This is a genomic window from Aquicella siphonis (assembly GCF_902459485.1).
Lineage (GTDB): Bacteria > Pseudomonadota > Gammaproteobacteria > DSM-16500 > DSM-16500 > Aquicella > Aquicella siphonis.
Genome location: NZ_LR699119.1, coordinates 1,437,093 through 1,461,981, shown reverse-complemented (window position 1 = coordinate 1,461,981; position 24,889 = coordinate 1,437,093). Strand labels below are relative to the sequence as shown.

At 48.9% G+C, this 24,889-nt stretch carries 19 protein-coding genes and 1 tRNA gene; 8 read left to right on the top strand and 12 right to left on the bottom strand.

Going from position 1 to position 24,889, the window contains the following annotated elements; all coding sequences use genetic code 11:
• Window positions 1-12: 12 nt before the first annotated feature.
• Window positions 13-642 (bottom strand): MarC family protein, encoded by a 630-nt coding sequence (locus AQULUS_RS06890; RefSeq protein WP_148339347.1) that lies wholly within the window; start codon window positions 640-642, stop codon window positions 13-15.
• A 332-nt stretch (window positions 643-974) separates the two neighbouring features.
• Here AQULUS_RS06890 and serC point away from each other — a divergent pair, with 332 nt between their 5' ends.
• From serC to AQULUS_RS06865, 5 genes are all read left to right on the top strand, one after another.
• On the top strand, window positions 975-2,063 hold the full coding sequence (gene serC, locus AQULUS_RS06885; protein WP_148339346.1) for a 3-phosphoserine/phosphohydroxythreonine transaminase: 1,089 nt from the start codon (window positions 975-977) through the stop codon (window positions 2,061-2,063).
• A gap of 89 nt (window positions 2,064-2,152) precedes the next feature.
• Window positions 2,153-2,650 carry a type IV pilus modification PilV family protein gene (locus tag AQULUS_RS06880; RefSeq protein WP_148339345.1) on the top strand — a complete coding sequence of 166 codons (498 nt, stop codon included), beginning with the start codon at window positions 2,153-2,155 and terminating at the stop codon, window positions 2,648-2,650.
• A 37-nt stretch (window positions 2,651-2,687) separates the two neighbouring features.
• Complete coding sequence (locus AQULUS_RS06875) at window positions 2,688-3,488, top strand: PilW family protein (protein WP_148339344.1); 801 nt, start codon at window positions 2,688-2,690, stop codon at window positions 3,486-3,488.
• Complete coding sequence (locus AQULUS_RS06870) at window positions 3,472-4,044, top strand: PulJ/GspJ family protein (RefSeq protein WP_148339343.1); 573 nt, start codon at window positions 3,472-3,474, stop codon at window positions 4,042-4,044. The genes AQULUS_RS06875 and AQULUS_RS06870 overlap by 17 nt, the downstream gene beginning before the upstream one ends.
• A gap of 22 nt (window positions 4,045-4,066) precedes the next feature.
• The gene (locus AQULUS_RS06865; RefSeq protein WP_148339342.1) at window positions 4,067-4,894 is read left to right on the top strand and encodes an SDR family oxidoreductase; all 828 of its coding nucleotides are present in this window, start codon (window positions 4,067-4,069) and stop codon (window positions 4,892-4,894) included.
• A gap of 37 nt (window positions 4,895-4,931) precedes the next feature.
• On the opposite strand, the gene AQULUS_RS06860 is transcribed toward AQULUS_RS06865, so the two are convergent.
• From AQULUS_RS06860 to mfd, 4 genes are all read right to left on the bottom strand, one after another.
• Window positions 4,932-8,315, bottom strand: a complete 3,384-nt coding sequence (locus AQULUS_RS06860; RefSeq protein ID WP_172622768.1) for a UvrD-helicase domain-containing protein — start codon at window positions 8,313-8,315, stop codon at window positions 4,932-4,934.
• A 70-nt stretch (window positions 8,316-8,385) separates the two neighbouring features.
• Window positions 8,386-11,097: a PD-(D/E)XK nuclease family protein gene (locus tag AQULUS_RS06855; protein WP_148339340.1), complete on the bottom strand. Its 2,712-nt coding sequence runs from the start codon at window positions 11,095-11,097 to the stop codon at window positions 8,386-8,388.
• Window positions 11,090-12,019 carry a DMT family transporter gene (locus tag AQULUS_RS06850; RefSeq protein WP_148339339.1) on the bottom strand — a complete coding sequence of 310 codons (930 nt, stop codon included), beginning with the start codon at window positions 12,017-12,019 and terminating at the stop codon, window positions 11,090-11,092. The genes AQULUS_RS06855 and AQULUS_RS06850 overlap by 8 nt, the downstream gene beginning before the upstream one ends.
• A gap of 185 nt (window positions 12,020-12,204) precedes the next feature.
• Window positions 12,205-15,648, bottom strand: coding sequence for a transcription-repair coupling factor (gene mfd / locus AQULUS_RS06845; protein WP_148339338.1), 3,444 nt, complete (start codon window positions 15,646-15,648; stop codon window positions 12,205-12,207).
• A 358-nt stretch (window positions 15,649-16,006) separates the two neighbouring features.
• Here mfd and AQULUS_RS06840 point away from each other — a divergent pair, with 358 nt between their 5' ends.
• The 3 genes from AQULUS_RS06840 (at window position 16,007) to AQULUS_RS06830 (ending at window position 18,412) form a co-directional block, all read left to right on the top strand.
• Window positions 16,007-16,714 (top strand): hypothetical protein, encoded by a 708-nt coding sequence (locus AQULUS_RS06840; protein WP_148339337.1) that lies wholly within the window; start codon window positions 16,007-16,009, stop codon window positions 16,712-16,714.
• 27 nt (window positions 16,715-16,741) lie between these two features.
• The gene (locus tag AQULUS_RS06835) at window positions 16,742-17,521 is read left to right on the top strand and encodes a glycerophosphoryl diester phosphodiesterase (protein ID WP_148339336.1); all 780 of its coding nucleotides are present in this window, start codon (window positions 16,742-16,744) and stop codon (window positions 17,519-17,521) included.
• Between the two features lie 174 nt (window positions 17,522-17,695).
• Entirely contained in the window at window positions 17,696-18,412 is a 717-nt protein-coding gene (locus AQULUS_RS06830; RefSeq protein WP_172622767.1) for a CvpA family protein, read from the top strand.
• Between the two features lie 9 nt (window positions 18,413-18,421).
• Here AQULUS_RS06830 and AQULUS_RS06825 read toward each other — a convergent pair whose 3' ends face one another.
• The 7 genes from AQULUS_RS06825 to AQULUS_RS06795 form a co-directional block, all read right to left on the bottom strand.
• Complete coding sequence (locus AQULUS_RS06825) at window positions 18,422-18,613, bottom strand: hypothetical protein (RefSeq protein WP_148339334.1); 192 nt, start codon at window positions 18,611-18,613, stop codon at window positions 18,422-18,424.
• A gap of 98 nt (window positions 18,614-18,711) precedes the next feature.
• A complete protein-coding gene (locus AQULUS_RS06820) occupies window positions 18,712-20,160 on the bottom strand; it encodes a bifunctional 2-methylcitrate dehydratase/aconitate hydratase (RefSeq protein ID WP_148339333.1) in 1,449 nt (482 codons plus the stop codon).
• A gap of 3 nt (window positions 20,161-20,163) precedes the next feature.
• Window positions 20,164-21,285: a bifunctional 2-methylcitrate synthase/citrate synthase gene (gene prpC, locus AQULUS_RS06815; RefSeq protein ID WP_148339332.1), complete on the bottom strand. Its 1,122-nt coding sequence runs from the start codon at window positions 21,283-21,285 to the stop codon at window positions 20,164-20,166.
• Window positions 21,282-22,151 carry a methylisocitrate lyase gene (prpB, locus tag AQULUS_RS06810; RefSeq protein WP_148339331.1) on the bottom strand — a complete coding sequence of 290 codons (870 nt, stop codon included), beginning with the start codon at window positions 22,149-22,151 and terminating at the stop codon, window positions 21,282-21,284. The genes prpC and prpB overlap by 4 nt, the downstream gene beginning before the upstream one ends.
• A gap of 65 nt (window positions 22,152-22,216) precedes the next feature.
• Window positions 22,217-22,289 (bottom strand) — tRNA-Asn (locus AQULUS_RS06805).
• Between the two features lie 183 nt (window positions 22,290-22,472).
• The gene (locus AQULUS_RS06800; RefSeq protein WP_148339330.1) at window positions 22,473-23,057 is read right to left on the bottom strand and encodes a hypothetical protein; all 585 of its coding nucleotides are present in this window, start codon (window positions 23,055-23,057) and stop codon (window positions 22,473-22,475) included.
• Between the two features lie 555 nt (window positions 23,058-23,612).
• Window positions 23,613-24,833 (bottom strand): pyridoxal phosphate-dependent aminotransferase, encoded by a 1,221-nt coding sequence (locus AQULUS_RS06795; protein ID WP_148339329.1) that lies wholly within the window; start codon window positions 24,831-24,833, stop codon window positions 23,613-23,615.
• Window positions 24,834-24,889 lie beyond the last annotated feature (56 nt).

The window sequence follows — 24,889 nt, the reverse complement described above, 5'->3', positions numbered from 1 at the left end:
AAAGCATGTTTTTTAACGCAAGGCAGGAATCAGGCCTGTCAGGCCGTTTGCCAGCATTCCCACCGCGATAGCCATGATAATCATGCCCATGATGCGTGTGATGACTTTCATGACTGATTCACCTACGAGTTTACCAATGACAGCCCCGTAATACAGAAGGGTGAACATGCCTGCGGCCAGTATGACGCACAGGATGGACAACCAGGTTTTCAACACAAAATTGGCGTAATCATTGGATGCGATTACCAGGGTACTGATGGCGCCAGGGCCAATGATGATGGGCAGCGCCAGCGGAACGATGGCGATAGAGCTGCGTTCTTCCGCGGCGATATCGTCTTCAGGTGTATGGCTGATAGGGCTTTCCTTGGATTGCAGCATGGACAAGCCGGTAAGAAGCAGAATGATGCCGCCGGCGAAACGAAAAGAAGAAATAGTGATGCCCAGTAAGTCCAATAACTGACTGCCAATCCAGATGGTAATGACCATGATGATAGTGATGGATATCCCGCAGGTGACAGCGGTCTTGCGTTGGCGGAGCAGGGTGGATTTATTGGTCAGCTGCAGAAAAATGGAAAGAGAACCCAGAGGGTTCATCATGATGATCATGGATACAAGAAACTTAACAGTATCAGCGTAGGTCAAGGATTATCTCTCTGCGTTATTTAATCATGCGCCTTTTTTAATCGTATATGATAGCGAAGCAAAATAATAATTGCTAGGATATGTACTGCATGTTGACGGGAAACGCAGACTTGCACTGCAAGAAGATGGCGCGCAGACGAGCGCTGGCTGACCTCCGGGTGCGGACGTCCTGAAGCCGGGAGGCCGCGCCGGCCTGGATTGCATGCGTGCCGGAATATTGTCGTGATCTCTTCACAGGCATGAAAAACCTTCATAAAAAACAATAGGAATAGAAACCATTTATGACAGCGCTCCTGAAGTCGGATGTTCAAGACCTAAATAAGGTAAACAGTATGCGAAAAGTATTTAATTTTAGCGCCGGTCCGGCCATGCTTCCTGAAGAAGTCTTGTTAACGGCCCAGCGTGAAATGCTGGACTGGCAGGGAACCGGCATGTCTATTATGGAGCTTGGGCACCGGGGGCCGGAATTCAAGATGGTGGCTGAAAAAGCTGAAGCGGATCTGCGAGAATTAATGTCTATCCCCAGTCACTACCATGTCTTGTTTCTGGCTGGCGGCGCGACAACCCAATTTGCCATGGTGCCGCTTAATTTATTCAACGGCAACGACACCGCAGATTACATAGATACTGGCGTATGGTCTAAAAAGGCTATCGCCGAGGCGAGCCGTTATGGCGTCGTCAATGTGGCAGCACAAACTGAACTTCGTGACAATCTGGCCTGCATACCGGATCAGTCGCACTGGAATGTGAATCCAGGCGCGGCTTATCTTCATTACACGCCAAACGAAACCATAGACGGTCTCGAATTTCAGTGGGTACCCAAGACGGGCAATGTTCCGCTGGTCGCGGATATGACTTCCATGATTTTATCCCGCCCGGTGAAGGTGAGTGATTTTGGAATCATTTACGCCGGCGCGCAAAAGAATGTTGGCCAGGCGGGTCTCACGATAGTCATTATCAGGGGTGATTTGATCTCTGAGCTTAAAAAGACCGTGCCGACACTTTATTCATATCAGCTGCATGCCGAGCATCACTCGTTTTATAACACACCACCCACTTATAGCTGGTATATTTCCGGTTTGGTGCTGGACTGGATGAAACGTCATGGCGGCGTTGAAGCGATGTATCAGAAAAATCTGCGCAATGCCAGGACATTGTATACATTGATAGATGAGCATAAGGATTTTTATGTGAACCGGATTCAGCCAGCCTGCCGCTCCCTGATGAATGTCATGTTTTATCTCCAGGATGACAAACTGACAGCCCTTTTCCTTGAAGAAGCTGAACAATCAGGATTGACAAATCTGCGCGGCCACCGCGTGACAGGCGGAGTGCGCGCCAGCATCTATAACGCCATGCCGGAAGAAGGTGTCAAGGTGCTTGCTGACTTCATGAGGAGTTTCGCAAGGCGTTACGGCTGATTTCCGCCGGCAGCAACAGCGGGCTTCTTCGGGCGGGAATTTTCTTTCTGCCCGAAGAAGCTATGCTATACCGACAAAGTACCTGAAGCGTGATCAAGGAATTTTCCGCCACTTCTTCTGTTCTCACACACGAAATCCGACGCAGTTCGCCAAACACCTTCCGCATTCTTGAACGCGATATCTTTTTTCACGCAGGCCAGCGTGGATTCAACCAGGAATTTTTTATGGAAACACATACCGGAACCAGTTTGATTGAAGTCATGATCAGCCTGTTCATCCTGTCAGTCATGCTGCTAGGGGTGGAGGCGGTGCAAATCATTTCTCTGAAAAAATCCCTGAATGCTTATTATCTGGCTGTTGCCGTGCGGCAGCTGGATGTGATGCATGAACGCTTGAGGCGTGCAAACGAGGTGGACTTGAAGGATTGGTTAATAGCGTGGAATACCCAGAATCAGGCAAGCCTGCCGGAAGGGAAAGGTGAGATAACCGGCGTCATCCCTGATTTGAGAATAACTCTCTGCTGGAGGCGGCAACATGATTTTGGACGAAACAATCCATCGGCGCAGACAACCTGCCTGTATGCATAAAATCCGCATGCGCCGCCTGGCAGCATCAAAGGGGATTATGCTGGTGGAAATAATGATAGGGATAACGGTGAGTTTATATGTGTTTAGTCTGTTGGTGTCCGCGTATCTGGCGTGTTGGCGGAGCCAGCATATTCAGTCGGCTTTGCAGGATATCCAGGCTAACGCTTTTACAATCGCGCAAATCCTGAAGTCGGAAATTAACAAGGCGGGACGGGTGGGCTGCGCGCATTTGAGCGGGGATTTTCCGGTTAGGTCTTTTCAAGGATTTAATCTGACTCCTGCCACCAGATTAACAGGTAACAGCGCGCAGGAATTCACGGTGCGCTATGCCGGTTACCCGTCTGCCAGATTGCTGGCGCCCATGTCGGATGACAACAGATTAATGGCTGATGCGGGAGTCAGTCTGGCATCCGGCGATATGGCAATTATTTCGAACTGCCGGCATGCGGAAATTTTCCGGGTGGACAGAGTGATTCGCGTCCAGGGGAGGCAGATAATTGTCTCCACGCTGCCTTTGCACGACAGGTATGAGAAACATTCCGAGATCAGCCGCCTGGAAATCAATCGATATTCAGTGCGTCAGACGGGGCGAAATGAAAGAGATGGAAAGCCTGTTTCGGCATTGTTTCTGGAAGATATCAATCATCGCCATTTTGAATTGTCAACCGGAATCAATGGGATGCGGATACGCTACACGGTCAGCCAGTCGGGACATACGGCAGACTTGCCAGCGCATGAAGTAACAGACTGGTCACAGGTGACCGGCGTCGGGTTCGCGCTGGAACTTGCTTCCTCAGCAATCAGCAAAACCTGGTATGTTTATGCGTACTTGCAGTAGCGGCTGCCTGAGGGAAAAAAGGGCACGGGGATTTGTCTTGTTTTCCATCCTCGTGTTCTTGCAGATATTTTCACTGCTGAGTGTTTACAGTCTGCTGCGCGCAGCCGCTTCCTTGAAACAAGACGATTTCCTGCTGCAACATGAACGCCGTTTACAGATAGCAAACAGGATCATGCGTCAAATTGAGCATCGGGTTGAAACTGACCAGCCGGGCTGTCTGATATCGAGAATGCCCGCATATAAGCTGGCAGCCAGGCCGCTAAGATGGTGGGAGCTGAACGCTTGTAGTGGCAATTTGGACGGGATTAGATATTATTATGCGGTTGAGAGAGAAGAACTGGATCGTTGTGCATATGCGGGACAAATTGCTGATAATCATCTGCTGGCCGTCCAGTATTACCGTCTTACCCTGTTAATGGTGTCTGCGGGGCAAGAAGAAACTGAACCCGGATATTGCCTGCAAAGTACGGTAGCCGTCCATGCGAATCAGGGTGTTTCCTGTTCAGGCCGGCTGCGGCGGATACAGATCGGACGTCAGATGTGGCGGGAAATTTGATTCGTTCATAAGGAATAGATTTATGGATAAAAGTTTAAAGAATAAAGTTATCTTTATTACCGGCGCTAGCCGCGGCATTGGACGTGAGATAGCTCTGCGTTGTGCGCGTGACGGAGCAAAAATCGTTATCGCGGCAAAATCTGCGGAGCCACATCCCACACTGGAAGGCACAATTTTCAGCGTGGCGGAAGAAGTGGAAAAAGCGGGTGGAAAAGCCCTTCCGCTGGCGGTGGATGTGCGCGAAGAAGCGGCGGTCTCGAATGCGGTTGCCAAGGCTGTGGATGTATTTGGCGGAATCGATATCCTTGTCAATAATGCGAGCGCAATCAATCTCGGTTCGACTTCTGATATCAGCATGAAACGCTTTGACCTGATTTTTTCTGTCAACGTGCGGGCAACATTCATGTGTTCAAAGTTATGTATTCCGCATTTGAAAAAATCTTCTAATCCGCATATCCTGAATCTCTCCCCGCCTCTCAGCATGAATCCTAAATGGTTTAAAAAACATGTTGCCTATACCATGTCCAAATACGGGATGAGCATGTGCACACTAGGCATGGCGGAAGAATTCAAAAAAGACGGTATCGCGGTCAATTCCTTGTGGCCAAAGACATTGATAGCGACAGCGGCTATAGCAGTCAATATTTCGAGGTTACTTTATCATGCAAGCCGAAAACCGTTGATTGTCGCCGATGCGGCTTATGAGATCATTACCACGGATTCACGCGCGCTGACAGGGAATTTCTTTATTGATGAAACAATATTACGCCAGCGTGGCGTCACGGATTTCAAGCAATATTCCATGCACAGATTCATTCCGGTCATAAAGGACATTTTTGTCGATAGTTAAATCCGGTCAGCGTTTCCCTGATATCCAGGGAAATACTCTAAATTCCGGGTTCCCATTCGCGCCACGCGGGCAATGCGGGAAAGTACAGGCCTAACTTGATGCATCGATCAGTGCTGAGTCTGAGCGCAAGAGCGTAGGCATGCATTTTTTCCTGGTATTTGGCTTGCTCCCTGGCCAGGAAATCTTCCAGATCGTGTTTGGCTGGCACGGCTGTCTTATAGTCTATGATCCATAAGGTATCGTCGTCGTCCACAAAAGTCCTGTCGATGACAAATTTCTCAATCTCGCCATTGATTTTGGCGGTCAGTGCGAATTCCGATCTGGCTTCGCGATGAGATTTCAGTATCCACTTGCCTCGCTCGTCGGCAGTGGCGTGATCAAGGGCGAGCTTGACCATGTTAACCGCGTCATCCATTTTCGTGATATGCATGCCTTGCTGTTGCAGATGATATTTCAGAAAAGTGATTTGTTCTGCATGGGTCAGCCTGGTCCACCAGGCAAGTCCGGCCAGGGAAATACGCTGTAAAATACGGTGTGTGACAGTGCCAATGATTTTACTGGTATTGTCAATGAGGTGAAAGCCGTTTTTCTGCTGGTGTGCTGGCGCTGGCCGCGGCAAACTTTCGTTGCAGGGGTTCGTCCAGCCTGAGCGGATTTTCATGACAGGGCGCCGCGCCGGTCCGGCCTGGGATGATTCTGTGTGGGACGCCTCATCTGACACAATGATTTCTTCTTTTCTGCGATCAAAATAAGGCCAGATTTTTTCCAGAAAACTTCCTGCTTCAACTTTGTAATCATGGTTATTTTTCCGTGTAGTGTTGAAAGTCAAAAACAAGCGTTTTTTGGCACGCGTCGCGGCAACGTAAAATAATCTGTCTGTTTCATAATCACTCTTGATCTTCTGCTGCCTGTTGATGTATTCGTAAATTGAGTCCTTCTCATCGCCTGTCGCGTGAATGGGAGCGAGCAGAAGAGCGAACTGGTCATTATTCAATGGCCGTTCCATCCAGGATAATAATGGCCGGTCATCGTTAGGGTTCTTTCTATCCAGCTGCGGCAGAATGACAGAGTCAAATTCCAGGCCTTTTGCCGTATGAATTGTCATGATTTGCACGTTGGTATGATCATGTTGAGTGGATGCGTACAGTTGACTGATTGTTTCCTTGAGAAGATCCAGATTAAGCATCTGGTTTTTCCTGCCAACTTCTTCCAGAAGCCTGAAATAGGCGTGTATGTCTTCAATGTCAGCGGATGATTGCAAGCAGGCAGGCCCGCCCAGAGCCAGCCAAGTGCTTTCCAGCCAGGAGCGTAAATCAAACCGTTCGCGTTCGGAAATGTTTGCTTTCAGAATGGGATAAACACGTTCCACGCGCTGAAACCCGTCTTTGCTGAGCTTTTCCAATACATCTCTCATGTTTAATCGGGTGCATATGGCAGCCGAAGGATCAGTGCCTGCCAAGACGTGCAAGTCAGCAAGTGACAGTCCGCACCATGGCGCGCGCAGCACAGCCAGCCAGGCGATGCGGTCGGCGGGATGAAGCATGGCGCATGTCAGGGATAAAACATCTTGTATATGCTGCCTGGATGCCAGAGGATCAATGTCAACGGCGCGGAAAGATACGCCGGCTTTTTTCAGCGCCGGAATGATTGCTGTCAGATGGGGCCGGGACCTCACCAGGATAGCGATGCTCTCGCCCGGAAAGCGGTGATTGAGGTCGCGTATCCATTCCGTGATCTGTTCCGCTTCGCTTTGATCGGGTGAATCGGCAAACCCCCGCACAATGATTTGGGTGTCAGATGCTGCCGAGGATCCGGAATGGTGGGAAACACTGGCACTGTAAGTCACTGCGCCAGTCGACATATCGTTGAATGGTGGAAAAATAGTTTGGAAATGCAAGTTGTTCCATTCAACAATTTGCGGCGCTGAGCGAAAATTGACAGTCAATGTTAATGGGGTAAGACGAATATGGCTTAATCCCCTGGTGCGCATGCGGATAAACAATCCTACTTCCGCTTCACGGAAGCGATAGATTGATTGCATGGGATCACCCACAACAAATAACGTTCTGCCATCATCGGTTTCCCAGCCGGCGGTTAATTTTTCAATCAATTGATACTGGGTGTAGGAAGTATCCTGGAATTCATCAACGAGTATATGCTTTATCTGATAGTCCAGAGATAACGCGAGATCTGTTGCCTGGTTCTCATTGCCTAGAGCGGTCAGCGCAGCCTGGGTGTTTTCAATAAAATCTATCTGCCCATGCTGTTGAAAAGTAAGATGCAGTTGAGCGGCGACGATCTTGAGTACCAGTAGCAGCGACTGCAGGATTTCCCATTGTGATTGCGTGTAATGGGGTTCAGGCAGATAAAATAATTCGCACAACGCGAGGCGTAAATTCTCATTATCCTGCAGCGAGGCAATCAGTTTGACGAGACGCTGACGATAATCCTGATGCAAAGCAATTTCGGCCGGATTTTTAAGTGATTTAATGGCGGGAAAGCCTATGTCTTCGTCTACACGCTTGCGCCAGGAATAACTTTTCGTCAATAACAGCCGGGCCAGTCCTGTCCAGACAAGTTTATCGGACGGCGTGGTGCCAGGCATCTGCTTTAGATCAAGACAAGCTGATAACTCTAAAGCGGGATCAGACTGGATGACATGAGAAGCGGCGAAGCGAGCGATCGCGAGCAATTCATTGACAGCGGATTGAGGAAAACGATCTTGTACGTTGATCAGTGCATCGGTAATGACCAATCCCAGCTGTCGTTCTAACTCTTGTCTGATTTCTGTTTCGTCAGAGCCGAGTTGAACGTATGAGAGCCATTGGTCACGTTTGGCCAGCAGGCTCACGAGCAAATCGTGTAATTTGTTCAAATCATTATCCAGGTGCAGGAGTAATTGTGTAATGGCGTTTGACCAATCATAATTTTCTTCAACGTGCGTCAGGATTTCCCGAACCGTTTCGCGGTATAACGCTGCCGGGTTGTCGGCTATGTCTGGCTGGGAGCCAAAATGAGACAACAAAGGCAGCTGCCTGGTGAGATAAGAACAGAGTGAATCAATGGTTTGTATGCGCAGCTGGTTGGGATTGGCGATCAGATCCCATCCTAAGGCCTGGTCGCGTTGTAATACCTGGCGTGCGAGTGACCAGGTTTTTTTGCCGTGTGCGGCGGCAGGTTCGGGATCATGCAGTGCCTGCTTCAAGGCCTTGATGACGCGTAACCGCATTTCATTGGCTGCTTTTTTCGTAAAAGTGATCGCAAGGATTTCTTCCGGCATGTTGACGTGAGCCAGGAGGGTGAGAAGTCGCTGAATCAGCAATTCGGTTTTACCCGATCCTGCCGGTGCCTGAACGATGAATGATTCTCGGGCGTTTAACGCGCGTGCGCGGTGCAGCTGGTCTTGCTCAATCAGGTTCATGTTCATCTTCATCTTTTTGGGTTCTCATAACGGTGCCGATAGGCATGCGCGATGCCGGAAGAGGCTCTTATCATGGCTGACGGGTCCCCGGTGATACCGCATCAGTGATGTGAATCTCTTCATTAATCCTGCATAAAGGATGCAAGGCACACCAGTTGCAGGTTTGCGGCGGATCCTTGGGGTCGACGCGCGCGTCACCCAGGCAAAAATCCGCGCTCAGTTTATTCAGGGTTTCGTTCCATTGACTTATTTGCTCGCCCCAGGATAAGGCGGTGGTTTTTTTGATTTCAGTAATCATTCTGATGCCGGGCATATCAAGCGCATAACGGCTGATTCCCTTGAAAACATATTCACCCGGATGGATTTGCGCGAATGCGATGCTGCATGTATGCTCCGGATCAAGCAGGGAATACAGGGGTAATTGCGGTTCTTCGGGGCGGTCGCTGAACCAGCCGGCGATATCATTCTGTTTTCCCGTTTTATAATCGATAATGAGTTTATTCCCGTCGCCGAGCTGGTCAATACGGTCTATCCTTATGTTGAGCGCAAGCTGCCCCAGGTTAAAAACAGCATTTTTTTCATTGTTGATGACCTTGAACGGCGGGCGGGTTTTTTCCAGGTCCAGCCAGCCGGAAATCAGCTTTTGCAGCCGTTTTTTCTCGAGAGTCATATACTGGGTGAATTCACTGTGTGAATGGGACGCGGTATTTAACGCATCAACAATGCTGTTCTCGATCAATTCATTTAATTGCTGGTTGTCCATGGCAATTAATCTGGATTGATCCTCCAGCTGGTTCCAGATAATTTCCATGGCCTTGTGAATGAGGGTGCCGCGGTCTTTCGATCTCAGCCCGGGTAATGGTGTTTCAAGCGCGTGCGCGTGCAGGCGCCATTCCGCGAAAGATTTGAAGGGGCAGAGAGCTTGCTGTTTTATTACGCTGACGCCGCCGTGTATGCGTTCTTCGGCGGTCACCGCGGGCGCTTGCTCATCATAAAAAATATCTATCTGCCGGGAGAGGAAAATGCGCATGTCTGGCGGAATGAAGGGCGCGAGTGATAAATCCTCTATGTTGACAGACTTGATCTCGCGAATCAGCGGGCTGGGCTGCATTTCAAGCTCGTCATTTTTGTCTGCGTGACTAAAAACGACTTCTTGCGCGCTATGGATATACTGGTTTAAAAGACTCTTGCAAAATGTCAGTTCCCGTTCGGCGGTCGCATGCGGCATGCGCAACTCTCGCTGGATACGTTTGGGGATGAAAGGATGTGGATGTGGCTGCTGCGGCCAGGCCGTGTCATCCATGCCTGTTACCCATAAATAATCAAAAGGCATGGCGGCGGCTTCCAGCATGCCCAACACTTGAATCGGCGCCTCCGGCGAGTGCGGCTGGAACACAGTGTCTGCCGTCATTTTTTGCAAGGCGTGCCATGCCTGAGTGAAATTGGCAGGCGTCGAGACCGTATCCAGTGTGCCCATGCTGACAAGCAGTTCCAGCCAGGTCTCGGTGACCTGATATTCTTCACTGTTCAGGCTGCGCTCGCCAGGCCATCCGCACACAGTCAATAATTGGCTGAATACATTCGCCCATTCCGCATAAGTCAGCGGCTCTGTGATGTTATCAAGCGTATCCAGGTATTGCTGAATGCGCTTCGCAAAACAGGGACAGTGATGTTTGAGATCCAGCTTGCTGGTTTGGAAATTTGCCCCGGCTGAATTGCCAAGGTGGTAAGTGCTTTTGTTGTGTTGGCGCAGGCGGCTGTCGAAACTGGCTCTCCGTACATGCTCATACTCTGCGTCGCCCATGAATGGCGTTGCCAGAAGATAACTCATGGTTTCTATCGGTATGTTTTTTTTATGTAACGACAATATCAGCAGGGCACTGTTGATGACGGGGTATTGTGCGAGGCTCTTGCCGGCCGAGATGTTAAACCGGGTGGTTTCAGCAACGGGTTGATCAATAACAGGATCTGCGAACACTTCGGAAAAAATCTGCGCTACACGGTCTCGCATTTTATCCAGCGAGGGAATCACGCAGCCTATCGCGGCAGAGCCCTGGTTGGCCAACACGGCCTTGGCCCAGCGAGCCATGGTTTGAATTTCATTTTCCTGGTCGGGAAGACTGATGCGTCTGCACACCGGCGCCATGGTTCCGCATTCCTCGTGATAAATCCGGCTGCCGGCATTTTCGCATGCTTTCAGAAATCGCTGTAACTGTGGCGAATATTCTGTAAATCCGTACAAGTAAATCGCGGCTGGCGGTGTAATCGCATTCGCAATGATCTGATCCATGACTAGCTGGATTAATGAGGCATGATCGATCCAGTGATGATCCAGGCATAGTTGTTGAAACTTCATGATCCATCGGCGCAATGCTGCATAATCCTCCGAAGTGCCAAAACAGGGATCGTGAATGTCGACTTGCCATTCATTCAGCAGGCGCCAGGCGGATTTCGCCAGTTTGGCGGTTTCAGACACCTGCAGCAATTGATCGTTCTCGCGGGACGAGATTAATATTTTTTCCCAGAGATAATGTTCCTGTATGGAATTCAAGATGAGAGGATGCGATTCTGTGGTGTCTGCGCAATAGTTATTCCAGAGGCTGTGGATCCAGCTCGAGAGAGGAAGAATATCGGGTGTTTCCCAAACCTGGTTGTTGGCGTTCAGTTGATATTGTTGATAAAGCTTGTGCAAGGTGGCGGATAGCCGCCGGTTAGGCGTCAATACAACCGTGCCGGGCCGGAGATTCTTGAAAAATGAAGTCTGAGGAAAGTGTTTACTCATGATGAGGCAGTAGTGTTTCCGTCGCGCTTTGTTGTTGCCTTGTCACCAGCAGCAATGCCGTCACAATCAGGCAAACAGCCGCTGTTGTCCATTGATTAAGTTTTTCGCCAAATATCAGATAACCCCAGAATATGCCTGTCAGGACGACGATAGTATCAACCAGACTATAAAAAACCGGGCCGGCGATTTTAATCAACTGGAAGAAGAGGAGATAGCCTATGCTGGAAAGTATGATTTCCAGTAAAATGACCCAGTCGGGTGCGGTAAAGGGAATGTTGAACAGATAAAAACTGTGAGAGAACAAGACCAGTGGCGTCAGCAACAGACTGGAAAAGATCAGCATGCCTGCGGTCAGGGAAAGTGTATCACTGCCTGCGGGACGATACCGGGCAATATATATCGAACAGAAAGCAAAGGAAAACGGAGTGATCAGGGTCGACAATGCCCAGGGAATCATCTCTGGCGCCGGAAGGCTGGACTTGGGAAAAATAATCAGCATCAGGCCGCAAAACGCCAGGAGGATGCCTGTCATGCGCTGCCAGTTGAATGATTCCAGCCTGGCCGCCAATGCCATGGGATATGCGATGATAGGAACGGTATTGACAATCATGGCGAGTATGCTCGCGGGTAAATGTGCGGCGGCGAAATACATGGATGTGTTGGGAATGACAATGCCGGTCAACCCGCAAATCAGATAATAACGCATGCGCGCAGCGGTCAGAACCTGTTTTTTGTTTTGATGCAACGCAATGAAGCCTATGATGAGTGCCGGACCAAGAGACTGCCAGAAGCTGTAACCCAGCGGCGGAACACCGCTGGTCATCGCGTAGCGTGCGATTGAATAGCCGGTGCCCCAGACAAAACCCAGAATGACCAGAATCAATAATCCGGTGCCGGGGCGGGAAAGTTTTAATGATGGCATGTTATTAAGATCTCGCGCATTTCGAAGACGTTAATGGTGTGTATCAGCCCAATTCGTATCCTCTTGTTTCGGAAAATGTTAACAGAAACGGAACCTGGCCGCACTAAAACTTGCTGAAAAAACGCGGATGCTCATTAATGTGCCGGTTCAATGAGTGACCGCGAAAAAACAGGAATGGCAGATGGTCAAGCGCTCAGCTCGCTCAATAACTGTTCGACCAGGCGCACCCGGTCTTTTGCCTCATGCCGGTCCAGGGTGAAGCGGAGGCGGGACGGGCCGTCGAGACGGTAGCGGGCGGATTTGATTTGTATGAGACGAATGATGGTTTCTGGTTTGACGCGGGGTCTTTCTGTAAATTCAAATTTGCCGCCTTTGTCACCGGCCTCTATTTTCAGGATTCCCAGCGCATCAGCCTTCTGTTTTAATTCTGTGATGGCGATCAGGTTTTTCAGCGGATCGGGCAGCAATCCAAACCGGTCAATCATTTCCACCTGGATATCGTCCAGCGCGCGCTGGTCTTTTGCATTCGCGATGCGTTTATAAAACTGCAGTCTTAATTGCACATCACCCAGATAATCTTCCGGTATGAGCGCCGTGAGATGCAAATCGATTTCCGAACGGTGGTGCAGCAGGGATTTGTCAAGGTCGGGTTCCTTGCCTTCCTTGAGCGCGTCCACGGCGCGCGAGAGTAAATCCATATAGAGAGTGAACCCGATTTCGTGCATGTTGCCGCTTTGGTCTTCACCTAATAATTCACCCGCACCGCGAATTTCCAGATCGTGTGTCGCTAGCGTGAACCCGATGCCAAGATCATCCAGTGATGCGATTGCGTCCAGTCGTTTCTCCGCGTCGCTCGTGATGCTGTGTTTTGGCGGAGTCAACAGATAAGCATAGGCCTGATGGTGTGATCGGCCGACGCGTCCCCGTAGTTGATGCAGTTGGGCGAGGCCGAATTTATCGGCACGGTTGATAATGATGGTGTTGGCGGTGGGAATATCGATGCCGCTTTCAATGATAGTGGAGCAGACCAGGACGTTCGAGTGGCGGTGGTAGAACGCCGCCATCACTCGTTCCAGTTCGCGTTCATGCATTTGTCCATGGGCGACGGCGGGACGGGATTCGTGGACCAGGTTTTTGATTTCTTCGGCCTTTTTATTGATAGTGCTGACATCGTTATGCAAAAAATAGACTTGACCCCCGCGCATGATTTCCCGCTGGATGGCTTCCTGAATGATAGGATCTTGATATTCATGCACGAATGTTTTGACAGACAACCGCTTGAGCGGCGGCGTCGCGATGACTGAGAGATCGCGTATGCCGGATAATGCCATGTTGAGCGTGCGCGGGATGGGAGTTGCCGTCAGGGTGAGTATATCTACCATGGACCGCAAAGCTTTCAGCTTTTCTTTTTGCTTGACGCCAAAGCGATGTTCTTCATCGATGATGACCAGGCCCAGCGATTTGAACCGGATGTCATCTTGTAATAACTTGTGCGTGCCAATGACTATATCGACTTTTCCCTCTTCCATCCGCTGCAGCGCTGTTTTGGTTTCCTTGCCGGTGCGAAAGCGGGATAACATTTCAATTTGAATGGGCCACTCAGCGAAGCGGTTGCGGAAATTCTCATAATGCTGCTGGGCCAGCAAGGTAGTGGGAACGAGCAGCGCGACCTGTTTTCCATTCTGGACCGTGAGAAACGCAGCCCGCAAGGCGACCTCTGTTTTTCCAAACCCCACGTCACCGCAGATCACTCTGTCCATGGGCTTGTCAGAAGTCATGTCATTGAATACCTGTTCAATGGCTTGCAATTGATCAGGCGTTTCTTCAAACGGAAAGGCCGCAGCGAAAGCGGCGTATTGATCCTGGGGCAAGACATACGCATGGCCGGGGCGCGCGGCGCGCTTTGAATATAGGTCCAGCAACTCCGCGGCAACATCCCGGACTTTTTCAGCGGCACGCCGTTTCGCGCGTGTCCAGACATCTGTCCCCAGCTTGTTTATGGGGGTGTGTTCGGGGTCGGATCCGGTATAGCGGCTGACAAGATGCAATGAGGCGACAGGAACATAAAGCTTGTCTCCGCCCTGATATTCCAACATGAGAAATTCGCCGGTTTGATCACCTACCTTTAGTGTCTGCAGGCCGCGGTAGCGGCCGACGCCATGATCTATGTGCACCACGGCATCATCGATCTGTAATTCCGTCAGATCACGAATCAGCGCGTCAGGATCTTGCGTGGTTTTTTTACGCATGCGTCTTTGCATGACACGATTGCCGTACAGCCGGCTTTCGGGGAGTATGGTGATACGCGGATCATCCAGCGAAAATCCCTCATCCAATGATGTCACGACAATGCCGCAGCGCTCATTGGACGAGATGAATTGCTGCCAGGACGTAAAATACTTTGGCTGAAGCGCGATACTCTGGAATAATTGCAGCAATACTTCCCGGCGTCCCAGTGTTTCCGCGCAAAACAGAATCCGGCCTGGATAAGCTTGCACGAACTGTTGCAATGGGGCGAGCGGCTGAGTGGCTTTATGATTGATGTCCATGGCAGGCGCCGGTGCAGTGGCGAATTCATATGCCCGCTTTTTCGTTTCGTTATGAATATGGATATCTGCGTATTCATGCAGTGACTGGTTCAAAACATCGACAGGCAGGAATATCTGTTGAGGCAACAGCAGAGGCCGGGACAGATCATGTCGTCCCTGTTCATGGCGCGAGGAAATTTCTTGCCAGAATTCATTGGCTTTTGCCTGTATGTCGCCGATTGTGATAATGAGTGTTTCCGCAGGTAAATAGTCAAACAGTGTGGCGGTCTTGTCAAAAAAGAATGGCAGATAATATTCGATTCCAGGCGAGCATATGCCTTCGCTCACGTCCTGATAAATGGGCGCCTTCAGCGGATTGCCGCTGAATTGACCGCGCCAGTTTTGCCGGAACATTTCTATGGCGTTTTCATTCAGGGGAAATTCTTTGGCTGGAAGGAGGCGGATTTCATCGATTTTATCCAGTGACCGCTGTGTGTCTGGCGAGAACAGCCGAATCGTATCAACTTCGTTATCAAACAAATCGATGCGGTAAGGTGTGTTGTTTCCCATAGGATACAAGTCAATAATAGAACCGCGGATGGCAAATTCACCGTGTTCTCTTACCTGACTGACAGCGTGATACCCGGCTTCCGTCAGCCGTGTCCTGAAGATGTCCGGATTTAATTGATCACCTGTTTTTAACAGCAAGGTATGCCTGTCCAGAAAATGGCGGGGAGCCAGCCGGTGCATAAGTGTGGAAACTGTTGTAATGACGGCGCCGCTTTGCATTTGTGGAATTCTGTGAAGTGCGGTCAATCGTTCTGAGACAATGTCCTGGTGAGGAGAAAAATGATCATATGGCAGCGTTTCCCAGTCCGGGAAAAAAAGAATGTTTTCAGTCATTCCGCTAAAAAATTCCAATTCATCAACCAGATGAGATGCAAACAAACTGTCTGGCGCGATCATGAGGATAGGGCGGGGATGATTAAGCAATACAGCACTCAGCGCCAGTGCGATGCTGGATCCATGCAGGTTTTTCCAGGTGAATTGCTCGCCTTGTTTCCCAGGCAAAGGAGGATGGAACAAATCAGCGGTACTCATAGACATAATATCATTTATAGAATGGACGTATTTTAACAGTTGAAGCAGGAATGGGAAGACTATGTATATAGAAAAATCGGGGAATAGTGACTAATGGCAAGTGGCGGGCTGGCAACAATGGATAAGATGAATGGGCAGAAATGATGTTGTTTGCCGGAAAGAAAGCTTCTTGCAGCGCGGGTGCGGCACAGGCTGTCGGGGCTAAGCGGGCATGGCAGGAAATCGTTTAACAAACATACTCTTATGCAAGATCGCTATAGCAGTTCGCGGGGTTCTTGTTTAAACTATAAGAACAGGAACGGGTGAGTTGCTGCAAAAGATTTAAAAATATGAATTATCCACGAAGGAGTGATTACACATGAAACGAATTCTATTACTCTGTCTGGGCTTGCTTGTGTCCCTCTCTGTCTGGGCTGATATTGATCCGGGTCCCTTGTTAAATAAAGTAACCCTTCAGCTTCAATCGGAAAAATGGATAACCACCCAGACCGCATTGGTATATGTAGGGGTTAATGCGGCAGTGACGGATCAGGGCATTGGCAATGTGCAGGCTAATGTGCTGGGCAAACTCAAGCAATTGTCAGACAAGGCGGAATGGCATGTACTGTCATTTTACCGTCAGCAGGATCAATCCGGATTGGAAAATATCCGCATGACCGCTCAGGCGAGACTGCCTCAGTCTGAACTTTCGGGTTTACGCAACAAGGCGAAAGCAATAAGCAAACCGGGTGAAACCTACACAATTGATAATGTCCAGTTTGTTCCCAGCGATGAGGAAATCCAGCAGGCCAACACCTTGTTACGCAACGATTTATATATGCAGGCGAAATCTGAAATAGACGCACTGAATAAGATATACCCCAATCAGAAGTATTATCTTTATAGCATAGATTTTACTGGTTACCCGCCTTCACCCGCGCCTATGGCCATGAACGCAATGGTCATGGAAAAAACGATGGCAAGCGCGCCAGCTGCGCCGGTTCCGGTCGGGAATAAAGCGCGATTGACGGCAACGGTGGTTATCGCATCCATGCCGGATGTGGTGTTACAAAAACTGGGTCAATAAAATTTACTTAAACGGAGCAGAGACCTTGTGACAGCTTTATTGCATTTTGATCCGCCTGTGATAGGGCATCGCGGTGCGAGTGCTTATGCGCCCGAGAATACAATCGCTTCATTTACCAAAGCCATGCTGATGGGAGTGAAGTGGGTAGAATTCGATGTCACCTTGTCTTCAGACGGTGAGCCGATTATTTTTCATGACGAACGTCTGGACCGGACAACCAACGGTCATGGTGAAGTTTCGGATTTCCCGTATTCATACTTGCGTTCGCTGGATGCGGGTGCCTGGTTTCACTCCCGGTTTTCAGGGGAGCGGATTCCCACGCTGCGGGCAGTCATTGAGTTTCTTCAAAATGGAAATATGTCGGCGAATATAGAGCTCAAGCCGGTTCCCGGCCGTGAAGAGCAATTAATCAGACGTGTGATGAAAGATATGGAACCGTATTTATCTTCCGCCAATCACAAATATCTGTTTTCCAGTTTTTCAATGGAAACACTGCATTTATTGAGACAATATGCGCCAGGCTGTCAGCTGGGCATGTTGCTGCATGAATGGGAAAGCGGCTGGCAAGGTATTTGTAATAAATTGCAATGTGTGTCTGTGCATGTCAATCATGAAATCGTGGTCGAAGCGGATATACGGGAAATAAGAAATATGGGCAAAGCTGCGCTTTGTTATACTGTTAACGATTCCGGACGGGCAAAGAGATTGTTTGCATATGGTGTGAATGCTGTGTTCAGCGATGTGCCGGATAAGATACTCAAGACGCTTTGCCTCTTGAATACGAAGCCAAATCTGACCAAAGCATGAGTGTCCGGCCTGAAGCGGCTGCGAACGCGCAAGGGGTTAAAGGGGTTATAAGTACATAATTTATTGTTTTAATTTATATATTTCTTGAATCCGTCGAATTGCAAGACTTACCAACTTTGTGTGGAGCTTGCTATAATGGTGTTATACAGCAAACTACATACACAGGAGTTGGCCATGGGTAGCCTTAATGTAGGAAGTCTGAATGTTGTAGATATTGTCATCCTGGCAATTTTTTTAATCTCCATTCTTATCGGGTTCGGTCGAGGTCTGGTCAGTGAAGTACTCTCTCTGCTAACGTTAATCGCTGCTTTTGTCATCGCTATCCTGTTTGCCAACACACTGGCTGTTTACTTGACTCATACAGCCACCGTGCAAAACCTGGTGAGCCAGACGTCCGGCACATCCGGCGCGAGCACATCCGAGCCTGTTTCGTATATGGCGCTGGGTGTGAGTTTTGGCATCTTGTTCGTCGCGACGGTATTTGTGGGTATGGTGGTGAAGATGCTGCTGAACCTTATGCTGCATACGGGAATACTGGGATTTGGAAACCGGATTCTTGGCGGTATCTTTGGTTTAGGCCGCGGTTATCTTATCAACCTGGTCATCATCTTCCTCGTGCAGCTCTCTCCCATGGCTTCACAGTCCTGGTGGCAGCAATCACAATACGTGCCCAAGTTTCAGTCGCAAGTCGTCTGGCTGGGAAATACCGTGTCTCCAGCGCTGGAAAATCTCAAATCCACGTTTGGCTCAGCGGTGGGTTCAGCAATGGATGAGGTGCAAGGAGCGGTGCAAAATATGGGTAATGCCATGCAGGAAGTGCCAGCCAGTAAGCCGGCTGACAAATCTGACACTGCCAAACCTGACAAGACAGAAGCCAAGCCTAAGCAATAGACACAGATATTACGAGACACAGATATTACGCATATGCCGCGGCCGGATAAACACCGGCTGCGGTACAGCAAATGCAAATCCGACACCGCCTGTTTTTTCAAATACAATATCGCTGAAAGTGGTAAATGGAGTGTTTCGCGCTGCGTAAGGCGCGGGCAGGTAACGCATGAAAATAACAATGCGAAAGCGTTCATCTGTCATAGGCAAGGGCTGACACGGTTCAGTGAGCGCTCTCGATAATGCGGGAACAAAGCGTGATTCTCTGTTCCCGCGCGGGCATGTCATGAATCAGGCAAGGATTATCTGACTAACATATCCATAAATTCATTGACTGGCATTTGCTCAAGCCTGGTTTTATCGTCAAATAATGCAAGCATTTTTTCCACTTTGTCAGACGGGTAAATCTTGCTGGCGTTCTCCCTGAACTTGCTGAACATCAGTGGTATGCCTTCTTCGCGCCGTCTGCGATGGCCAACGGGATATTCCACCACGACTTTGTCAGTATGCGTTCCATCCTTGAAGTAAATTTGAATAGAGTTCGCAATAGAGCGTTTGTCAGGATCGAGATAATCCTTTGAGTATTGCAGGTCTTCTTCAACCACCATTTTTTCGCGCAGCCTGTCTATATGTGGATTAGCTGCAAACTCATTTTCATAATGATCAGCTTTGAGATCTCCCACTAACAAGGCAACTGCGACCATGTACTGCAGGCAATGATCTCTGTCGGCCGGATTATGCAAGGGGCCGGATTTGCTGATAATGCGCACAGCGGATTCCTGCGTGGTTAAAACGATTTTTTCAATTTCATCCAGTTTGTTTATAATTTGTGGATGCAGTCTGATTGCGCATTCGACAGCGGTTTGTGCATGGAATTCAGCAGGAAATGAAATTTTAAATAAAACATTTTCCATGACATAGCAGCCAAACGGCCTGCTGATCTTGAGCGGCTGTCCCTTCATGATGGCGTCATAAAATCCCCATTTCCTGGCTGTGAGTACACTGGGGTATCCCATTTCACCTTGCATGGTAAGCCAGGCAAGGCGCACAGCGCGGCTGGTGGCATCACCTGCCGCCCATGATTTGCGTGATCCGGTATTGGGAGCATGTCGATATGTTCTTAGGGCTGCTCCGTCCAGCCAAGCCTGCGACAAGGCATTCATGATTTGTTCGCGGTTGCCTCCTAACAATTGGGCTGCGATAGCTGTTGAGGCAATTTTTACCAGGATGACATGATCGAAGCCCAGACGATTAAAGCCATTTTCCAGTGCGAGCACGCCTTGAATTTCATGCGCCTTGATCATGGCATTCAAAATGTCTTTCACCAGCAGCGGCTGTTTGTTTTCGCCAAGATTTTTTCTGCTCAAATAGTCACATAATGCGAGAATGGCGCCCAGGTTATCGGAAGGATGGCCCCATTCTGCGGCAAGCCAGGTATCATTAAAATCCAGCCAGCGTACTAGGGTTCCTATGTTGAACGCGGCGAGAATCGGATCAAGCATATATGACGTGCCTGGTACTCGCGCGCCTACTGGCACCGTCGTACCTGGAATGACAGGCCCCAATAATTTTGTGCATGCGGGATATTGCAGCGCGAGCATTGCACAGCCTATAGCATCCATTAAACAGTAACGCGCAGTGGTGAGAGCGAGTTCGCTTCCCGGATTATGTTGCGTGACGTAATCAGCAATTGTGACCAGTTCAGTATCATGAGCAGGTCGGATATTTTCATCTACAGTATGTAATGCCATGGATTAGCCTCGTTCTTGTATGGGTGTAAATGGTCTTGGAGCAGGGCCCGTGTATCTGGCTTCAGGCCTGATTAAACGGTTATTCGCCCGCTGTTCAAAAATATGCGCGCTCCATCCGCTGAGTCTGGACATGACAAAAATGGGGGTGAATAACGAGGTGGGTATACCGCAAAAATGATAGGCAGTCGCGCTGTAAAAATCCAGATTGGGAAACAGCTTTTTTTCATCCCACATGATTTTTTCAATGCGTTCGGACACAGCATAAAGATAACCGTCGCGAGCGTGAACAGACAGTTTTTGCGACCAGTTTTTGATGATGTCTGACCGCGGATCGGAAATTTTATATACCCGGTGTCCAAAACCCATAATCTTGGTTTTTTTGGCCAGCATTTCCTTTATGCCGGTTTCTGCCTGGTCAGGTGTTTTGTATAAGCTGATCAAGCGCATGGCTTCTTCATTGGCTCCGCCATGCAGGGGTCCGCGCAATGTGCCAATGGCCGATACTATGGCTGAGTAAAAATCAGATTCAGTCGATGTGGTGACTCTGGCCGCGAATGTGGAAGCATTAAATTCGTGTTCAGCATAAAGAATAAGTGAAACATCCACGGCGCGGCGCTGGTCATCGTCAGGTTTTTTGCCATGCAGCAAGTGCAGGAAATATCCCGCAATGGTCTGTTCTTCGCTATTCCATGTTTCTATACGGACATTATTGCGGTGAAATTGATACCAGTAAAGCAAGATGCTGGGTGTGCATGCAATCAGGCGGTCGGCAATCTGGTGTCCGTTATATTGAGCTGTTTCAGATTCCAGGTTGCCCAGCATGGATATACTGGTACGCAGCACATCCATGGGGTGTGACGAGCCCGGAATGGTTTCCAGCAGCAGTTTTAATTCATTGGGCAGCCTGCGCATCTTGACCAGTTTTTCACGGTAGGATTGCAGTTGTGCCACGGTGGGTAATTCGCCATAAGTTAGCAGGTATGCAACTTCTTCAAAGGTGGACTGCGCAGCAAGATCGTGTATGTCGTAGCCCCGGTACGTCAAACCTACACCTTCTTTTCCTACGGTTGAAATCGCGGTATCACCAACAATAATACCTTCTAATCCTCCAGTTCTAGCAGTCATTTCATTTTTCCTTTTGCAAATAGATCATCTAACTTTTGTTCGTATTGGTAGTAATTTAATACATCGTATAATTGTTCGCGGGTTTGCATTTCTGGCAAGACGGATTTTTGTGTGCCGGCAGTCCGTATCGTTTCATAAACCCGGTTTGCTGCATGACTCATGGCTCTGAACGCGCTAAGTGGATAAAGGATAAGTTGTATGCCGGCTTTTTGCAGTTCATCTTTTGTAAAAAGCGGGGTGACGCCGAATTCGGTTATGTTTGCAAGCACGGGAACTTTGCATGCCTGGGTGACTTCCTGATATTGCGAAAGCTGTGTGGCCCCTTCAAAGAAAATCATTTCTGCGCCCGCTTCAACATAGCGGTGAATGCGCTCCAGAGCTTTTTCCATACCTTCGATGGCCAGCGCATCCGTTCGCGCCATGAGCACAAAGCGCGGGTCATGTTTGGCATCGACCGCGGCCTTGATACGGTCGCACATTTCATCTGCGGCCACGATTTCCTTTTTGGGGCGATGCCCGCAGCGCTTGGTCTGCACCTGGTCTTCCATGTGGATGCCCGCAGCGCCTGCCTTGATCAGGGTTTTGATGGCGCGTGCAATATTGAAAGCGGAGCCCCAGCCTGTATCGATATCAACCAATAGCGGCAAATCGCAGGCATAAGTAATACGGCAAACATCTTCAGCGACATCGTCGAGATTGGTAATGCCCAGATCAGGCATGCCGAAGGAAGCATTGGCTACGCCGGCTCCGGATAAATAAATGGCACGAAAACCAGCTTTTTTTGCGAGCAAAGCGGTATACGCATTAATGGTGCCTACAATTTGCAGGGGATTTTCTTGAGCAAGTACGTTACGCAGTCCATCCATATATAAAAACTCCGAGAGTGAATCCAGATTCATTGGAGAGGGATGTTGCAGATTTTATTTATCTACTCCCCGGGACGGACTCGAACCGCCGACCCAGTGGTTAACAGCCACTTGCTCTACCGACTGAGCTACCGGGGAATGTAGCGTTAAGTGACGAGAATACTAATATTCGTTTATGCGGTCGTCAATAGAATTTTATAACTATTCATATCATTAGTATTTTTCATGCGCCAAGTGTCCGCCGGCCGCCAATGCCGCGGTCATGGCAGGTTTTTTATACAGTCAACAGCGGCTGATTCCTGATAAAAAACACAGCGCTGATTATTTTATAAACGGCTTCCCTGATGACTCATAGGTGGAAGCGCTTAGATTGTCTGGATGCCATAATGAGTCAATGCGTGAAATGGCTCTGTGATCAATCAAATAAAGAGTGGTTTGAGCGGGATCATTGGTCTGCATGCGTAAACAGACATGGCTTTGATTGACGCGGAATAGAGCAATGCCGGTCTGCATGGTTGCTGCCTGTTTCTTGATGTCATCCCATTTGTCCGTCTCCCGGATTTGATTCGGGTACATGAAGATGCCGCGTTGAATAGGTTGGCTATGCTTCATGAGGCCGACAAGCAAGGTGCCCTCATCCAGCGTGACGGTTTCAATTGCGTTGAATTTATTCAGCGCAAGCAAATAGTCTTTTTGTTTATCTAGCTGGCAGGGTTGGGGAGGGGCAGATGAGATTGATGATTCCTTTGCAACTTCAATTCCTGGCTTGTTTAACAAGTTGGGATTGGTGGAATAAATTGTCTGGAATGCAAGGTGTTTTTTCGCGGGAGCTTCGGAAGAAACCCTGCTGTCGCTTTTAATCGGTTTGATCGGTGTTAATAAGATGCTAAATAGGGTGTTCAGCATTTCTGCCCCCCGTTTGTTGTTACTAAAATTGAATATGGATAGTATTCCGTTAAGTCCGTTTAGATTTTTAGCATATATAATAACAAACAAAGCTTAACATAAGATTTTATGCAGGCAGTCTCCTCGTTTAAAATTAAATATGCGTATCATTCATCTATACTATTTTTTCCGCGCAAATCAAGTATTTTTTAATTGGAATTTCTAAGATTCTGTTGATCTCGTTATAGGATAATCAGTTGCATTAATTATGATCACAGCTTGCAAATTTCATGCTGGCTGCGGATGTTGTTAAACATTTCCGCATGGCAGATTAAAGAGATAACCCCGGTTTGATTCCCGCGTCATGTGGTGCGAGACGGCAAGGCTGGTGACCAGGTGTTCTTATCCTCCACGACTATAAATTATAATTAAAACATTCATATAGCGTGATGAGGAGTGGCAGCGGCGCGAGTAACCTCGCCCGCTGTTATTATTTTTGTCAGCAATAATGTCAAGACAGCGCCTGTTTGAAGAGACGCTGGATGCCCCGTGTTATTGCAATAATCAGCAAGGTGTTTATCTGGAAAGCGTTGATAAAGCCTGCCGGAGGCGTTCAACTGCCATAGTCAGATTATTCATGCTGGTTGCATAACTGATCCGTATATGACCGGGTGCGCCGAAAGCAGATCCCGGAATAATGGCAATTTCCGCTTTGGAGAGCAGGAGCTCGGCGAACTCAATATCATTGGTAATGCCGTTGTCCTTGTGAATAAAGGATTCAACGGATGGAAAGGTATAGAAAGTTCCGTCGGACGGAACACAGGAAATGCCTGGAATTTTGTTAAATTCTTCAATCAGATAGTCATGGCGACTCTGGTAGGCGCGGGTCATGGATTGAATGCACGACTGATCGCCTTCCAGCGCGGCCTGCGCCGCGTATTGCGATATGCTGGCCGGATTTGATGTGCTTTGCGACTGTGCTTTTTTCATTGCGGCAATGATATTCGCAGGGCCTGCGGCATAGCCTATCCGCCACCCTGTCATGGCGTAGGCTTTGGATACGCCATTGATGACGATGGTACGATCATATAATTCCGGACAGGCGTTAAGAATGTTTGTGAATGGCAAATGATTCCACATGCTGTGTTCATAAATATCATCTGTTGCGACCAGGACGCCGGGGTGGTGCAGAATGACTTCTGCCAGTGCTCGCAGCTCTTCACGTGAATAAGCCATGCCGGTGGGATTGGAAGGACTGTTTAGTACAATAATCCGTGTCTTGTCTGTAATGGCGGCATTCAATTGCGCGGGTGTCATTTTGAAGTGCTGGGCGAAATCGGTTTTGACTATGACCGGGTTGCCGTCGGCAAGTTTGGCCATGTCCGGATAAGATACCCAATAGGGAGCCGGGATAATGACTTCATCGCCGGGGTTGAGCACGGCGGAAAACAGGTTGTAAATACTGTGTTTTGCGCCGCAGGATACCAGGACCTGGTTCATTTCATACTGGAGTTGGTTTTCGCGTGCGAATTTGTTGATAATGGCATTTTTCAATCCTTTGGTGCCATCAACGGCTGTGTATTTTGTATGGCCGTCGCGTATCGCCTTGATGGCGGCTTCCTTGATATGTTCCGGCGTGTCAAAATCCGGTTCACCTACGCTCAGATTAATGATAGGCTTCCCTTGAGTTTGTAATTCTTCCGCTCGTGCAGAGACAGCGAGAGTGGGGGATGGCTTGATGCGTTGCACGCGCTGCGCGAGTTCCAATGCAAGGTTTTTTGAAGTTGTTTTTGTCATGATAATTGTACTCCCGGTGGCTGAATTCGGCACATTCCTGTCTGACTCAGACTGCT